11 protein-coding genes and 1 pseudogene are annotated in these 16,689 nt (G+C 57.0%); 3 read left to right on the top strand and 9 right to left on the bottom strand.

The features are described from left to right. Positions 1 to 202: 202 nt before the first annotated feature. A complete protein-coding gene (locus VI25_RS07070) occupies positions 203 to 592 on the bottom strand; it encodes a VOC family protein (RefSeq protein WP_045690016.1) in 390 nt (129 codons plus the stop codon). Between the two features lie 297 nt (positions 593 to 889). On the opposite strand from VI25_RS07070, the gene VI25_RS07065 reads away from it, so the two are divergent. Beyond that, complete coding sequence (locus tag VI25_RS07065; RefSeq protein WP_236704936.1) at positions 890 to 1,546, top strand: alpha/beta hydrolase family protein; 657 nt, start codon at positions 890 to 892, stop codon at positions 1,544 to 1,546. Positions 1,547 to 1,599: 53 nt separating this feature from the next. Here the strand turns inward: VI25_RS07065 and VI25_RS07060 are convergent, their stop codons facing one another. From VI25_RS07060 to VI25_RS07050, 3 genes and pseudogenes are all read right to left on the bottom strand, one after another. Beyond that, positions 1,600 to 2,352: a DUF421 domain-containing protein gene (locus VI25_RS07060; RefSeq protein WP_052695495.1), complete on the bottom strand. Its 753-nt coding sequence runs from the start codon at positions 2,350 to 2,352 to the stop codon at positions 1,600 to 1,602. 76 nt (positions 2,353 to 2,428) lie between these two features. Next, complete coding sequence (locus VI25_RS07055) at positions 2,429 to 2,911, bottom strand: GNAT family N-acetyltransferase (RefSeq protein ID WP_045690017.1); 483 nt, start codon at positions 2,909 to 2,911, stop codon at positions 2,429 to 2,431. Positions 2,912 to 3,147: 236 nt separating this feature from the next. Beyond that, a pseudogene (locus tag VI25_RS07050) lies at positions 3,148 to 4,094 on the bottom strand (aldo/keto reductase). Positions 4,095 to 4,565: 471 nt separating this feature from the next. Here VI25_RS07050 and VI25_RS27670 point away from each other — a divergent pair. Then, positions 4,566 to 4,691, top strand: a complete 126-nt coding sequence (locus VI25_RS27670; RefSeq protein ID WP_262489928.1) for a hypothetical protein — start codon at positions 4,566 to 4,568, stop codon at positions 4,689 to 4,691. A gap of 110 nt (positions 4,692 to 4,801) precedes the next feature. Here the strand turns inward: VI25_RS27670 and VI25_RS07045 are convergent, their stop codons facing one another. The 5 genes from VI25_RS07045 to VI25_RS25060 all read right to left on the bottom strand — a co-directional run bounded on the left by VI25_RS07045 (position 4,802) and on the right by VI25_RS25060 (position 8,896). Then, positions 4,802 to 6,151, bottom strand: a complete 1,350-nt coding sequence (locus VI25_RS07045) for an alpha-amylase family glycosyl hydrolase (protein ID WP_143436990.1) — start codon at positions 6,149 to 6,151, stop codon at positions 4,802 to 4,804. Between the two features lie 209 nt (positions 6,152 to 6,360). Continuing rightward, positions 6,361 to 7,812 (bottom strand): alpha-amylase family glycosyl hydrolase, encoded by a 1,452-nt coding sequence (locus tag VI25_RS07040; protein WP_072144768.1) that lies wholly within the window; start codon positions 7,810 to 7,812, stop codon positions 6,361 to 6,363. A gap of 61 nt (positions 7,813 to 7,873) precedes the next feature. Then, a complete protein-coding gene (locus VI25_RS07035; RefSeq protein WP_045690491.1) occupies positions 7,874 to 8,176 on the bottom strand; it encodes a DUF983 domain-containing protein in 303 nt (100 codons plus the stop codon). Positions 8,177 to 8,204: 28 nt separating this feature from the next. After that, on the bottom strand, positions 8,205 to 8,762 hold the full coding sequence (locus tag VI25_RS23970; RefSeq protein ID WP_152981531.1) for a hypothetical protein: 558 nt from the start codon (positions 8,760 to 8,762) through the stop codon (positions 8,205 to 8,207). Then, complete coding sequence (locus VI25_RS25060) at positions 8,726 to 8,896, bottom strand: hypothetical protein (RefSeq protein WP_161806887.1); 171 nt, start codon at positions 8,894 to 8,896, stop codon at positions 8,726 to 8,728. Before VI25_RS25060 ends, VI25_RS23970 begins: the two co-directional genes overlap by 37 nt. Before the next feature lie 529 nt (positions 8,897 to 9,425). On the opposite strand from VI25_RS25060, the gene VI25_RS07025 reads away from it, so the two are divergent. After that, complete coding sequence (locus VI25_RS07025) at positions 9,426 to 16,484, top strand: Ig-like domain-containing protein (protein WP_055562386.1); 7,059 nt, start codon at positions 9,426 to 9,428, stop codon at positions 16,482 to 16,484. The last annotated feature ends 205 nt before the right edge of the window (positions 16,485 to 16,689 follow it).

Raw genomic sequence — 16,689 nt, 5'->3', positions numbered from 1 at the left:
AGTGACTGGTTCTGAAGCTCCGCCGTGTTCGTAGGCAGACGGTTATAACCTGACGTACATCGGGTTGGCCCCTCCCAATACATGCCTACCCAGGCTGCACTAGGCAACCGTACTTGGATGGGCACCAGCAAAAGTCAGCATGCACGGAAAGAACACTGGTGCCTAAGCTAGCAGACTATATCACTACCCTGTAGGTCCGGAATTACTGCTCGTAAAACTCAATCGGCAGACCATCAGGGTCTTGGATGAACGTAAAGCGGCGGCCCGTAAACTCATCAACTCGGAGCGGTTCTGACGCTACCCCATGGGCATCTAAACCGCGCACGGTAGCCTCTATGTCGGATACGGCAAAGGCCAGATGCCGTAAGCCCGTTGCCTCGGGCCGAGAAAGACGGGCGGGCGTTTCGGGAAAGGAAAACAACTCAATAATGTACTGCCCATCCAAGGCCAGATCCAGCTTCCACGATTCGCGTTCCTGGCGGTGAACTTCCCGGATGATGCTCAGGCCCAGCACATCGGTATAAAATCGTTTGGAAACCGCGTAGTTGGAGCAGATGATGGCAATGTGGTGAACGTGGAGGAGAGGCAGCATGCGAAACAAGTTGGAATGGGCAGCAATATCGGAGGAAATGATTTTCTAAGGCTACCAAGTATGACGCCGATTTTCACCTTTTAATAAGTCGTGCTACTTACTCTATCTGTAGTAGATTTTTGGTTTAAGCAATTGATAAATAAGTATTTGTTGTTCATGAGGTGCGGTTGCTATAAGGTACTTAGGTAGGAGCACTAACAACCTCAGCCGTACCCATTTTAGGTGAGCGTTAGTACATGCATTGAAAAAGCCAACACCAATTAACCAAGCATGAAAAGGCTACGGCGGGCAAGCATAGTGCAGCTAGAATCCATAACGACAGCAAACCACGACGGAGATGCTGTAGCCCTGGTGCTGCACACTACCCAAGGTGAAATTGTGGCGCGGCTGCATCCTGCTGCCCCCGGCGCCGCTGCGGTAGTATGGGTGGGAGGTGCTGGCGGCGGGCTCGACGGGCCAGCCTGGGGCATGTATCCGCGCTTGGCCGCACAGTTGGCGTTGCAAGGTGTGGCTTCGTTGCGCTTACACTACCGCAAGCCCAACTACTTGGAAGACTGCGTGGCCGACACCTTATTAGGAGTTGATTATCTGCTAGAGCAAGGCTACTGCCATGTGGCCCTGGTAGGGCACTCCTTTGGTGGGGCCGTAGTAATTACGGCCGGAGCACTAAGTTCTCAGGTAGCAGCAGTAGTGGCCATGAGCAGCCAGACCTACGGCACCGAACACGTCGCTCACATAAGTCCGCGCCCGTTGCTACTAATGCACGGCACCGCCGATGAGATTTTGCCGGCCGCCTGCTCCAAGCACATTTATAGCATTGCCCACCAGCCCAAGGAAATCTTGCTGTACCCGGGCTGCCAGCACGGCCTCGATGAGTGCCGGGACCAGGTTGATGAAGACCTCCTGAAGTGGTTGCACCACCATTTGCACCAGCAGGCTAGGAATGCTTCTTAACCCAGATACTTAAGTCAGCACGGGGCATCTGTTACTCGGCCAAACAATTCGAGTTAGACGGCACGCCTAGTTTCGCACGCTGGTATCCAATCTTCTTTGGTACACACAGGACAAGAAGCGGTGTTTCCGCGCGCAATTTCCTGCACGTGGCCGCAGCAAGTGCACGCGTGCAGCCCCGTTTCTTCTATCCGCCGCCGAGCAGAGGCTAAGAGTTCAGGCCAGATTGGCAAGCCAGGCCGGATGGGTTCTTGCTCCTCATAGTAGTACACACTCATGTTGCCCGTAGCCTCAATATAGGCCCGCCGTACCTGACCCAGATGTTCTACTTGAAACTGGCGTAACTCCCCGAACAGCTCTTTAGGCGTTAGGTTCTGCTTGTTGAAGTTTTCTAGCTGAATTTTGCCGTCTTCCACTAGCAGTACGGGTTTGCCCTCCAGCCAGTCGCTGAAGCCGGGAAACTTCTCCGTCAGCTTGTTAAATAGCAAGTACAGCACCGATACCACAGCAAACACGATGGCCGCATAGAGCAGCGGTGTATCGTGGTATAACATGGCATCTCCCGCGGCAGATCCAAGGCCCAGAATGATGCTCAGTTCAAAAATAGAGAGCTGCCGCACCCCCCGGCGCCCAGTGATGCGCAGGGCCCCCAGCATAAGAAGGTAGGTGACAATGCACCGCAGCACTACCTCTAGCAGAAATAAGGGAGGCGCATCGGCCGAAAATAAAATTCGATTCCAGTCAAAGGGTTCTATATCGGCAGCTAACAGCATAGGAACGGCGAAATTCTCGAAGCCCAACAGAGCCACGTAGGTAGCCTAACGCAACAGTAGGAGCTGCGGTTAGCTTGCTGTTGGTTTTGTGGTTCGTATGCACCGCTGAACTCTACTCGGTTCCTGGGGTAGAGAGGGGCCGCATCAGGTGCACCGTGGTGGGGGTGAAGCCCAATGACTCCCAGAAATGCAGCGCCGCCGGGTTGGCCGCTGCCACCTGCAACTCTAGATGATCGGCGCCTTGGCTGCTGAGCCAAGCTAAGGCCGCCTGAAATAATGCACGCCCCAGCCCGTGGCGGCGGTAGGCTTGCCGTACCACCGTTTCGGCGATGTAGCCCCGGCGGAAAAAGTGCATGCCTGGGTTGCCCATTTGATAGGAAGCCACCAGCAACCCTAGTATTCTGTAGCGGCCTTGTGCCACAAATACGCGGGTGTTTTTTTCGGCTACCCGGTGCCGCAGCATGCGCTTAAGCTGAAACTCAGCCGCAGGATGGTAGCCAAAAACTGGGTGGTACGCCTGGTGCTCGTCCATCAGCTCGCGCCAGAGACCGTAGAGTTCGTCAATATCCTGGTGAGAAGCTACGCGGATAGTCATGCGAGAAACAGGGTAAAAGCCAGGCAAGCTACAACCTGAACCCGACAGTACAAGGTAGTATACTTTGCTCGTATCTGCCTTTAAACCAAAGCGTCCTTGGGTGGATGCGCGCCTGGGGCTAGGTGCAGCCCTGCATGGCCGTGTGCTACTGAACCAGCCTCTACCAACAAGAAAGGGCCCCGAAGTATCTACTGCCGGGGCCCTTTCTCTTTGATAATAGTGGTGAAACTGCTAGCCTATGCGCCTGCTCTGCCTAGTTCGCTCAGGTCTTCAGAGCTAAGGTGTAACTCCGTAGCCGTGAGGAGTTCGGTTACTTGCTCAGGGGTAGTGCCACTGGCAATAGGAGCCGTGAGGCCGGGTTGGGCCATAATCCAAGCCAGGGCAACCTGGGCGGGCGTGGCCTGCAAGCGGGCCGAAACCGCATCAAGCGCGCTAAGAATTTGCAGCCCTTTTTCGTTCAGATATTTCTGCCCAACGCCGCCCCCGCGGGCACTCTTCTTAAGGTCGTCCTGGGTGCGGTACTTGCCCGTGAGGAAGCCGGATGCCAGGCCGTAGTAGGGAATCACGCCCACGCCATGCTCTTGCACCAAGGCTGAAGCTGCTGCTCAAAGTCGGCGCGGTCGTAAAGGTTGTAGAGAGGCTGCAATGATTCGTAGCGCGGTAGGCCCTGCTGGCTGGCATCCAAGGCTTGCCGCAGGCGGTCGGCCGAAAAGTTGGACGCCCCGATGGCCCGTACTTTGCCTTCCTCAATTAGCTTGGCGTATTCTTCCAGCGGCTCGGTAACTGGCAGGGTCTCGTCGTCTTGGTGCGATTGATACAGGTCAATGTAGTCGGTTTGTAAGCGGCGCAGGGAGGCCTCTACCGAGCGGCGGATGTAGTCTTTGGCTAGGCCTTGGCTGCCGTCGCCCATTTGCATGCCCACTTTGGTGAAGATGAGTACGTCGTCGCGGCGGCCGCGCTGCTGCAGCCATTTGCCAATTACAGTTTCCGACTCGCCGCCCTGGTGGCCCGGCACCCAGGCCGAGTACACGTTGGCGGTATCAATAGCGTTGCCGCCGCCGGCTACAAAAGCATCCAGAATCTTAAACGAAGCGGCCTCATCGGCAGTCCAGCCGAAAACGTTGCCACCGAGCACTAGTGGCGCAATGCGCAGGCCGGAGCGGCCCAGTTCACGATGTTGCATACAGGAATATCAAATGAAAAAGAAGTGCCGGCTCGCAAGCCGCTAGGGTATAAACCGACGCGGCAGGCCAGAGGTTACTGAGCAGGTGGAGCACTGTAGTTACTTTCCGGCTATATTCTCCCTGTCGGTTGTGCGCGTTGCTTTTATGCTTCTAGTTTTGATGGCCTTATTGCTTGGTGCTGCGCCCGCGCGACCCACTAGCAGAAGTGGCTAGCCAAGCTGGGCTGTGGGCGCATGGTCGTGACGGCCTCCACGCTCGATACCTGCTAGCTGGATGGCAGTTCTCGCATCATGCAATTTGCACTGGGAGCCTTTCTGCGGCGCCTACATGCCGAAACGCTAGCAATGCAAAAACGCCATCAACGAGCCGTAAAGCGGGTGCTGTTGTTGCAAAAGACCCCGTAGTACAGCCTTCACGGTAAAACTGGCTGGCGCTTTCACTCCCCTGTTGATGCTGATAATGGCTGGTGTGTGGGCTGGCTAGATCGGGCCGATGGACGCACCGTGTATTTGGCCATCCATGCAGAGCCTGCCACTGGCCGCAGCGCCGACGAGCGATTGGCGGCCGGCGCCGCGCCCGCACCGAGACTGTTCTAAAAGAGTTGAAGTGGCTGTAAGCAGGGCCTCAACGAGAAACTACACGGCGAGAAGGCCAGAAGCCAACTCCCTTTACGGGCCCGGTAAGCCGTAGCGCGTACTTGAGAAGCCTACGGCTGTTTTTCCAATACTCGCCAGCCGTGAGCCGGTATTTCTATAGCATCGTCGGTGCGAAACATCAAGGGCACATCCTGGAAGACATCGTGGTAGGTGCCAGCCGCGGCTTCGGGCAGTAGTACAGGTTGCGGCTCAGTACTGATATTGATGGCTACGAGCACAGCGGCCGTGCCATGTTGGCGCACAAACGCGTACACGCTGGGGGAAGAGGGCAGGCGGTAAAATCGGCTTTCCAGTACGCCATTGTGCAAGGCAGAATGGCGCTTCTTGAGATGAAGCAGGCGGGTGTAAAAGCCTTGCAGGGGATAGTTCTGCCAGTCTATCGTATCCTTATCAAAAAATGCCAACCGCTTGTTGAGGGCAGCTTCCTGCCCGCTGTACAGGAGCGGCATGCCAGGCAGCAGGCAGGTGAGCACGGCAAACGGGAGGGCATTGGGACCCAGCCGCTCATACTCCGTGCCGTCCCAGCTATTTACGTCGTGGTTGCTGGTAAAGTGCATCAAGTACACAGAGGGCGGATACTTGGCCCGTTCGGCGGCGAGGTAGACATCGATGTCGTGCAGGGGCTGCTTGCCCTCCGCAACGTGGTCGAGCAGGTAGTGTAAGCGCAAGCCAAACGTCATGTCGAAGGCGCGTTCCAGCAGCTTGGTGTCGCCGTTAAATTCCTCCCAGGTGAGGCCGCCGGAAGGGTACAGCTCGTCCCATTCTGCCAGCATAAATACGGGCTTCACCTGGTCTAATTCCCGGCGGGCAGCATCCCAAAAGTCGGTGGGCACTAGTCCTGCCACATCGCAACGGTAGCCGTCGATGTCGGCCTCCCGCACCCAGTACAGCAAGGCGTCGGTCATGTAGCGACGCAGTTCATCGTTATCGTAGTTCAGATCGATAACGTCCTGCCAATCGGGCACGGGCGGCACAAAGTTGCCGGCAGCATCCTGGGTGTACCACTCGGGGTGCTGGGCTACCAGCGGGTTGTCCCAGCTGGTGTGGTTGGCTACCCAGTCTAGTAGCACATAAAGACCCAGGCTGTGGGCCGTTTGCACTAGGTGGCGCAGGTCGTCGAGGGTGCCAAACTCGGGGTTCACACCAAAGTAGTCTTGCACGGCATATTGGCTGCCCAAGCTTCCCTTGCGGTTGAGCTTACCAATGGGATGAATCGGCATCAGCCACACAATGGTAATGCCCATAGCCGCTAGTCGGGGCAGGTGCGCCTCAAAGGCCCGAAACGTGCCTTCAGGCGTGAATTGGCGCACATTCACTTCATAAATGCTGGCGTGAGCAGCCCAGGTAGGGTGCTGTACTTGAAACAGGTGGGCCTCGGGGTGCAAAACGAAATCAGACACGGTGGTTGCGCGTTAGCTGGACTACAAACTCGACTGCCTACGCAGAAAGCGCTGGTTTGGCTACCTGCACAGGCCGTTAAAACCGCCGCACGATAGAGCAACTAGGCCATCATCTGCCAAGCTACTCTCCTGTGGGAGTGGTTGTCTATTAGGTTAAGAAGTAGGGAAGCCAGTGGTTGAGCCTGCACAAGTGAGCTACCCGCTGCGGCTTAAAACCAACTGGTATCGGGGTCAGGCAGGCGCTCATACACGCGGTAGCTGTGGGCAGGCAGTAGCACTTTAGATCCTGAGCCTAGCTTGAGTATTTGTTCGCTAAATAGCTCCCGGTAGGTGCCCGGCCCTAGCTGGGCTAGGGTAATTTCGTGGGGCTGTTTGCCTAGGTTGATGGCGGTGAGTACCACGGCATCCTCCTTGCGGCGCACAAAGGCGTATACCTCGGGGCTACCAGAGGCAGGCAGCCGCCCAAAGTGGCTGCATGGGTCCCCGTTGCGTAGGGCGGGGTGACGCTTTTTCAGTTGCAGCAGCTTCGTGTAGAAGTCCTGCAATGGGTAGTCCTGCCAGGGGATGGTATCCTTGTCGAAAAAACGTAGGCGCTTTTTCAGGCCTGCTTCCTGCCCGCTGTACACCATGGGCATACCGGGCAGCGTGGCGGCCAGTACTGCCAGCGGCAATGCGTTGCGTCCTAGGCGTTCGTACTCCGTGCCATCCCAGCTATTCACATCGTGCGATGTAGTGAAATTCATGAGGTACACCTGGGCTGGGTAGCGGCGGCTTTCCGCCGCGCGGTAGGTGTCGAGGAGGGCTACCGAGGCTTTACCTTGGCCCAGGCTATCTAGCAGCCCATGCAGGCGCAGGGCGTACGTCATGTCGAAAGCCTTTTCCAGCAGGTGCGTCTGCGGATCAAACTCCCGCCGGCTGATGAAGGTAGGAGGGAAGAGTTCGTCCCACTCGGCTAGCATGAACACGGGCTTTACGCGCTCCAGCTCTTGCCGATTCTTGTTCCAGAAGTCAGTAGGCACCAAGCCCGCCACGTCGCAACGAAACCCATCCAAGTCGGCTTCACGGAGCCAGAACGCCATGGTTTCGGTCATGTAGCGGCGTAGCTCCGGCCGGGAGTAGTCCAGGTCAATGACGTCCTGCCAGTCGGCTACGGGGGGCTTGAAGCCGCCCGCGGCTGTTTTCGTAAACCACTCGGGGTGTTCTTGCCGGAGCTTGCTGTCCCAACTAGTGTGGTTGGCCACCCAGTCTAGTATCACGTGCATACCGCGCTTGTGGGCTTCCTGCACTAAGTGGCGCAAGTCTTCCATCGTACCAAACTCGGGGTTGATGGCCCGGTAGTCCTGAATGGAGTACTGGCTGCCCAGGCTACCCTTGCGGTTGAGCTTACCAATGGGTTGCACGGGCATCAGCCACAAAATGCCCACGCCCATTTTCTGAAGCCGCGGCAAGTGTGCCTCAAAGGCCCGGAACGTACCCTCGGGTGTGTATTGCCGAATGTTTACCTCGTAGATACTAGCTGAATCGGCCCAGGCCGGGTGCTTAATAGTATAGGCTGCGGGTGGAGCGGGGGCACACTCAGCGTCGGAGGCTATGGGGTTTTGGTTGCAAGCCGTAGCAGCTAGTAGCAAGCCGCCCAGCAGAGAAAAGGAGAATCGGGACATGCTTCCAACTTACTGCTTTTTGCTTATTGTGTGGCAGCGCCGGTGTTGCCATCAGGGTGCCTTAAGCCGAAGGAGTGGGGCGGCGCGAAGAGGAGCCGCGGTTAGGATCATAATGTACTCCCCCAAATAAGTACAGCATGAGCGTACGCGAGTAGCGCAAGCTCAGAGGCGTGAGTAGAATCGACATAACAGCAACCCACGTTACGTACACCCACGTATCGGGGTCGTGCAGCAGGTGGTAGACCAAGAAGCCAACAACCAGCATAATACCCGTCGAAAACGCAAATGTGATATACATAGCACCCCAGTAGAAACCTGGCTCAGGTTCGTAGCGCTGACCGCATACGGGGCAGGCTTCCGGCATGTCCGCAAACTTGCTGATGTTGAAAGCGCTATGGGTAAATAAGGGCCCTTGGTGGCAGCGCGGACATTTTTGCGCTAGCAGAGCCAAGGCCGTGGAGTCTGTCTTTTGCATGGGGTGGAGGGCGGCGTTGGTATAGTGGTACTACGGGTAGCGCTACGGATTGGCTACCCCAGCGGGCCATACTTTTTGCAAGTGCGTGGGGTATAGACATACCACGCAGCTTTGTTTTGGCGGCCCGACGCAGGGAGTAGGTTCGTGCGTCAGGCTGATCAAAATTGCGCAAGCGGTGTTTGCTAAGCTCGTAGCTGATAATTGCAGGGATGTAGAACGTGACATCAGCCACGAACTTGGCTAGCAAGATGCCGCCCGCAAAGTTGCCCAGCCACCGGGGGATATAATACATGAGGGCCGGCCGAATAAGAAAACTGTCGGCCACTTCCGCTAAGCCAAACTCTACTGCCAGGGCCCGCACGTTGCGACCGAAGGTGCGCACCGTGTATTGCCGCTGTTGGGCACGAAGCTGGCGCCGAGCTAAGGCTGCGTCTTGTCCTAAAAGCAGCCCGAAGTACGCCACGTTACCTGCCACGTGCCCGCTAGCGCAGCTCGCAGGTCATTGCCCGTAGCGTGTAGCGTCAGCCAAGCGCCCGCCAGCGTTGCTACCACCGATAGCAGCTCAGCGGGCAGGTAGCGCCGCAGCCATTCACGCAGTCTTGGGTTCATATAATGCTAAGGCCAAGTGAATAAGAAGCGGGCCATAGGCCTCAAAGATACTACACCATGGTGCCCTGTTCGTGGGAGCAAGGCTTCCGGCTAAAGGCCCCGAAGTGCTCGGTAAGCTGCCCGATAATACGGCCGTACTAGGTATGCTGGCTACCTCTTCTAAACCAAAAAGGGAAGGGTGCAGCGTAGGATACAGAAAAATAATATGAGAAAATTCACGCTGACAGAGTAAAAAAAATCAACCTCGACTGTACCGCCTGCTAGTTTCCCAACTTGGAATACAGTGAATCTACTGTCGAGCTAGGAGTGTAAGATAGTAGAGCGTACATGCGTTATTTTTAATATATAATTATTCTCTCAATTTAGGAATGATTTCCATTATTGGGAATGAAATTAAATACAGGTTAAAACACTAGATATAGGCGTTAAAATAGGTATAGCTATCGTTGGGCGCTTTAAAATTGAATTGCATTTTGTTAGGAAAGTGCTTGCTAGATTTGGGATGACATTGGGGCATAGCACAAGGTAAATGCCCATTCGTATCTATCTAAATCTGCATGAAAACACCGTTACGTTCCTGGGCTCCTTGGTGGGGCTTTGGCTATGGGCAGGAATAAGCAGTAAGGCTCAGGCGCAATGCACCGCGGCTGCAACTACCACATTTACCTTTAACACGACGGCTGCCAGCGGCAACTGGAAAAATCGTGCTCCGCAGGCTGCTCCTGCTGGCTCCACTATTACTACTATTGGTACCAGTGGCTACGCCTCTAGTGACCCAGCCTCCCTATTTACAACGGGAGGGATTAACGGCACCACAATGCTGGCGTGGCAGAATGACTATCCTGATAACCAACCAGTAGGAAGCACGGCACCTTCGTCTACTGTCATCTTTAACTTTAATCGGCCTGTATCGGGCCTAACTATCCGATTACAGGACGTTGACAACGGTATTCCGGGATACACGGATGAGGTAACCTTTGCTGGTAGCAATAACGGGGCGACAGTGACACCTACGCTGAGTCGTCCTACAGGAAGTACAGTACTTATTACCGGAGTGATGGCCACCGGAACTACTTCCGTTGGCGATAACACTGCTGGTACTGTAACGGCAACATATCCGGGCAGCGTTACTAGCATTACGCTCACGTATCGCAATACTACTGGGGGAACTACTCCCAGTGTCCAACTAGTCGGTATCGATCAGATAACTTGGTGCCGGGCGGCTCCCGTGGCCAACAACGTAACCAATGCGGCAGCCCTAGCAAGTACAGCGGGTCAAACGGATATCGACTCACCTGTAGTTGCCGCCGACGGGGGGACTATTGCTTCGTACACCATTACGCAACTGCCACCCGGCAATGAGGGGACCCTGTACTATGATGCTGGCCTCCTAGGTGGTGGCTACAGAGCCGTAACTGCTGGTCAAACGATTACGACGGCCCAAATGGCCAGCATTCGTTTTGATCCGGCTGATACATATTCCGGTGGCAACTCAGTATTCAGCTACACGGCTACCGATGATGCTGGCTTGGTATCAAATGGAGCCACTTTCACCATTCCTATTCAAGCGGTGGCCGGACCCGTCGGCTGCGGGTCTTCCTACCTGGATGGCACGGCGCGTAGCGGCCTGACCGCAGAATACTACAACGGGTACTTCGCCGACAACTTCGCCTATTTCGAAAACCGTACTCCCAATTTGCGTCGCGCTGATGCGCAGCTGGAGTTTACCACCAACGCTAGTTTTGGTAACCTGGTAACTCCCGCAGGAGCAGGCACGGGTTCCAATGCCAATCCGGACGCCTTCAGCGCCCGTTACCGGGGTAGCATTTACATTCCTACTACGGGCTCATACACGTTCTTCCTGAACTCCGACGATGCTTCCTACCTCTGGCTGGATGCCGCCGCGCTGGCAAGTACGCCCACTGCAGCGTCTGCCGTGGTGAATAATGGCGGAGGACATAGCCTGCTGGAAAAAAGCGGCAGCGTTACCCTCACGGCTGGTTTGCACAACATCATGATCTTCTACGGGGATAACACTGCGGATAACGCACTTACGCTCTCGTACGCCGGGCCGGGTATTTCTAAGCAAGTAGTGCCTAACTCGGCCTTGTGCGCCGGCCGGGGCAACTTGCCGCCCGTAGCAACTGCCATCAACTACACACTACCAGCCATTGGCTACAACTTGGCGGCTCTAAGTGGCAGCGACCCTGACGGCAGCGTTGCCAACTTCACCATTGTTGCCTTGTCGGCCAACGGGACGCTGGCTCTCAACGGCACGGCTGTAATAGCTAATCAGGTGGTGCAGGCTAGTGACGCCAGCAATCTAACATTTACGCCCAACGCAGGCTATTCAGGTACCACCTCGTTTACCTACTTCGCCACCGATAACCAAGGGATGCGCTCAGTAACGGCGGCTACGTACACCATCAACGCCCCGAACCGTCCGCCCGTGGTAGCCAATGACTCGCGCGACGTGCCGCTCAATACAACCGTGAGTGGCAACGTGGTGCTCAACGACTATGATCAGGAACAGAATATCTTCACCGTTGCGCTGGGTACGGCCCCGGCCCACGGCACCGTTATCCTGAACTCTAACGGTACCTACTCCTACACCCCAACTACGGGCTATACCGGCCCCGACAGCTTCACGTACACAGCCTGCGACAATAGTACGCCCTCGATGTGCTCCGCGGCAGCTACGGTAAACCTGCGCGTGTTTAGTACTAGCACGGCATGTACATCGGCTACGGGCAACAACCTGCTTGTGAACCCTGCCTTTACCAATGGCAACACAGGCTTTACTACTACCTACCGGTACGTGGCGGCGGGCTATACTATTGGCAACAATGCTACGGGCATTTACCCGGAAGGAACCTACGCGGTAGGCACCAATGCCGCCACGTACCACCCCAATTTCGTGGGTACGGGCCACACCGGCGGCACCAACGACAACTTCCTGATGGTAAACGGCGCGGCCTCTATCCGGACGCTGTATGCCCAGACCGTAACGGTGCAGCCAGGGCGTTACTATACCTTTTCGGCCTTCTTCAACAACCTCTTGGCGCCCAGCAGCAATGGTGGGGTACCCGAGCTTGGGTTTGTTATCAACGGGGAATCTGTGTCGGGTACGATTACTCTGAACGAATCGCCGGACCAGTGGGTGCAGTTCTCCGACGTGTGGTTTTCCGGCACCAACACCACCGCCACCTTTGAGATTCGGAACGTGAGCACGGCTGTGGGTGGCAACGACCTGGCCGTGGATGATGTGTACTTCGGTTCGTGCAACCTGGCTCCTACGGCCGTGGCCGACGCGGTGACTATCACTTCGGGCTCGAACGCTACCCTCAACATTCTAGCCAACGACATTGATCCTGAGAATTCCTTTAATGCGGCCACGGTTGACCTCAATCCTAATCAGGCCGGCATTCAACCATCCATTACAACGCCTAATGGTACCTTTTCGGTGAATACGAGCGGGGTGGTGACCTTCGTGCCAGTGGCTGGCTTCGTGGGGACGGCTGTTACGCCTTACCTCGTGCAGGACGCTGCTGGTGCGCCTACTAACCAGGCCAACATTGCCGTAACGGTGCAGCAGCCCACCGCCGATTTGGCCGTGGCAATTACTGCCCCTGCTAATGCTACCACTGCCCCCGCAGGCCAGGCGTTGACCTTCACGGTGCAAACTACCAACAACGGGGCGGCGGCCGCTACCGGAGTAGTGCCCACACTGCAATTGCCAGCCGGCCTTACAGGTCCTGGCCCCAACGGGGCGCTAACCTTTGCCAACGGTGGCTCCTACAACAGCAGCACGGGCTTGGTAACCTTCCCCACCACCAGCGTGAACAGCGGAAGCAACGTGTCAAACAGTGTGAGCTTCTTAGTGCCAGCTACGGGTCCTTTCACTGGTGCTGCCAGCGTTACGGCCACTACCGCCGACGCCATCACAACCAACAACAACGCCACCGCCACGGTGAACGTGACGCCGAGCTTCGACCTGACGACTACCTTGAGCGGACCTGCTGCTGCCGGTACTGGCACGGGCATTACCTACACGGTGGTTACCAGAAACAGCGGGCCTTCGCCCGCCACCAACGTGGCCCAGGCAGTGACCCTACCTGGTAATCAAACGGGCTTATTCCTCTCAAATAACGGTACGTACGCCTATAACTCAACCAACAATACCACGGTAGTAACTTTCCCAAGCCTGGGGATGCTGGCGGCTGGTCAAACGGTGAGCAACACCATTAGTCTAACTGCTCCCACGGCCGCTGGCACGTTTACGCCCACTGCTAGCGTAAGCGCTACCGGCGAAGCCGTAACCAATAACAATACCTCGGCCGTAGCAACCACGATTAGCACAACGTCGGGCATGGCGGCCAACGTGTACTCGGCCGTTGGCGTCACCAGCGGCGGTACTGCTGTAACCAACGTGGCGCCGGGCACTGCTCTGCTCGTAACGGCCACAGCGACCAACGCTGGGGAGGGCGCCGCCACCGGGGTAGTGCAGCAACTCACGCTGCCCGCTGGCCTCAGCGCAGCCAGCCTCACCATCTCCGGCAACGGTTCGTATAACCCCACCACGGGCATTGTAACCTGGCCTTCTACTAGCCTAGTAGCCGGCGCCGCCCAAACCAACACTGTGCGGCTCGCAGCCCCTGCCGCCGGACCTCTCCTGTTCGATGCAAGTGCTAGCACCACCTCTGCTGACGTGGTGGTAGCCGACAACGTAGCTTCTGCCATCGTAACAGTTCGGCCGACTACGGATGTTGCCACCACAATTTCGGGCCCAACGACTGTGACGGCTGGCCAGCGCGTGACTTATACCGTCACGACAACCAACACCAGTACTGTACCAGCTAGCAACGTGCAGCAATTCGTGAGCTTGCCTCCGGGCGCTACCAACCTCACGTACACTAGCAACCTAGGCCCTAACACCACCGGCACCGTAGATGCCCAGCCCAACCAGGGGCTGCTGGCCTACCCCGCTATCAGCAGCCTGGCCCCTGGTCAATCGGTTACGAACGTAATTTCCTTTGATGCACCTGCTGGCTCTTATTCGGCCACGGCCTTTCTGACCACGACTACCCCCGACAACGTAGCTGCCAATAACACGAGCACTGTAGTGGCTACCTCTACGCGTGCTTCGGATGTAGCAGCCACCATTGCCGGCCCCGATGTAGTAATACAGGGCACCCCCGTAGTATACACGGTTCGTACGGTGAATAATGGCACTGCGCCCGCCGCCAGCCTCACTACTACCGTGCAACTGCCCACGGACCTGACCACCGTAGTGGTGCGTGATGCTGCCGGGGCAATTATAGCGGGGGCTTACAATGCTACCACTGGGGTAGTGACGTTCCCGACCCGGACGGAGGTACCCGTAGGGGATGCGGGCTCCTTATCGAACACCATCACCTTTTCGGCTCCCGACGTGTCGGCCATCAGTGTTACGGCCGTGGCTAGTATGCCCACGAGCACCAATGACCTAGCCCGCACCAACAATACGGCAACGTATACCACCAGCGTGCTTCGGGCTACGAGCACAGCCGAGGATTTGTCGGTAGCCGTTCGTGCCAGCACTACGAGTGTAGCAGCAGGCCAGAGCGTCACATTCACTCTCACAACAACCAACAACAGCACCACTACCGCTCCGGCCGTTGTGCAGCGGGTGGCATTGCCCATGGGGCTCAATCCCGCTACGCTCACTATTTCCAACGCCGGCACCTACGACCCTACTACTGGCATTGTGACGTTCCCCACGGTGACTTCACTAGCCAGCGGCGCAGCTGCGGCACTGACCAACACCATTGTCGTAACCGCACCTGGCACTGGCCCCCTCACGGCGGTAGCCAGCGTATCGGGTGGCAACAGCGACGGCATAGCGACCAACAACACGGCGCTAGCCACCGTGGCTGTGACATCGGTAAGCAACGTGCGCGCGGAAGTGCGCAGCGCTAGCCTCCAAACCGCTCCGCTGGAAAATACGGTGCTGCCTGGGCAGGCGGTGACCTACTTGGTGCGTGTCATCAACGATGGTCCTTCATTGGCGACGGGGGTAAGCGCCACGGCCCAGATTCCGACTAACCTCGACCCCGCTACGGTAATCATTTCGGGTGGCGGTAGCTATGACCCAGCTACGGGTCTGGTCACCTTCCCCGCGGTGGGTGCTCTGTCTCCTGGGCAAGCAGCTTCGGTTGGGTACACCATCACGTTCCGGGCCCCCACTACCGGGGCGTCGTACACAGTTGCCGCTACTGCCGCCACCAACACGACTCAGTCATCAACGGGCGATGATACCCAAACCTACCGGACAACGCTGAGCAACCAGGTGCCCGTGGCAAACACAGTAGTAAATAGCCTTACGGCACCCGATGGCAATACCTCGGCAACTGCCCTGCCTATTTCGGCACTAAGCGCTACCGACGTAGATGGCACCATCAGCACCTACGCCATCACCTCCCTGCCCAACGCCACAGCCCAAGGGGTACTATTCTACGCGGCCGATGGAGTTAACTACTCTCCCGTAGCGCTCACCAACGGCCGCTTTGTACTCACGGCTGCTACCGCTGGTAACCTGCGCTTCGACCCCGTGAGCAGCTTCGTGGGTAATGCCTTCTTCACCTTCACGGCCACCGACAATACGGGCGCCGCATCGGCACCGGCCCTCTACAGCATTCCAGTGGGCCTAGATAATGCGGCCACGTATGCATCGGGGGTGGTGAAAGGTGGCACGGGCAATGCATACCAAAATGGTGACCTCATTACGGCTGCTTTCGACGCTAATGGTGGAGAATACAGCTTCAGCAGCGCTACCAGCCAAACCACGATGACCGACACCGGCATCCGTTCGGCTACTACTGATGCCGCCGGTACCAACCTGCTCAGCAGCATGGGCTTAACCCTAAATGCCACTACGGGCCGCATTAGCGTTAGCAACCGCAGCCTGCTCCGTAGCGGCGACTACGTAGTCAATGTAACTACCATTGACGAGTTTGGGGGTACCACTACCCAGCCCGTGCGCTTCACCATTGGGGGGGCACCGCTGCCGGTGTCGTTGGTGCGTTTCGAGGCACGTAGTCAGGGTAAGAATGCGCTGCTGACTTGGGAAACTGCCCAGGAGCTCTACAACGACCACTTCGAGGTAGAACGCTCAGTAGACGGGGTGAACTTCGAGAAGGCAGGGCAGGTAGCCGGCCGCGGTACTACCACTGCTACCCAGCAGTACACCTACACCGATGCCGTAGCTAGCCGCCTCGCCAAAACGCTCTACTACCGCCTGCGCCAAGTAGATACGGACGGCAAAGCCAGTTCCTCACAAATTCGGGTGGTAACCTTTGGCCCGGCCGAGGAAGACCTAGTCATCTTCCCCAACCCGGCCAGCAGCGTGCTGCACGTACGCCTGACGGCAGAAGCACCGCAGGCTACCCTCGCGGTGTACACCACAACCGGCGTGCTGGTAATGCAGCAGACCCTGGGCGCTTCCCTGAGCGCTACCCTTGATGTAAGCCAACTAGCAACGGGCGCTTACCTTGTGAAGGTGCAAACGGCAAGTGGCGCTACCCTGGTCCGCCGCTTCCTGAAGGAATAGTCTTTGTGAGCTAGAGAACAAAAGGCCGCTGCCGATAGGTAGCGGCCTTTTTTGTGCGTTTCCCAATCCGGTCGACTGCTGAAGAGTTGGGGAGAAGGCTGCTAGTTTTCGCTGGGCAACGCTCATAATACCGCCGCGCTGCTCCGGGAGCTATGCTGGTAGCAGGAGGAGGCTGGCAGAAGCTGCGAATGCGTGCAGTGCAACG

This window comes from Hymenobacter sp. AT01-02, assembly GCF_000961955.2.
In the GTDB taxonomy this organism is placed as follows: domain Bacteria; phylum Bacteroidota; class Bacteroidia; order Cytophagales; family Hymenobacteraceae; genus Hymenobacter; species Hymenobacter mucosus.
The sequence above is the reverse complement of the archived record's forward strand: the minus strand, read 5'-3'. Positions and strand labels throughout refer to the sequence as shown.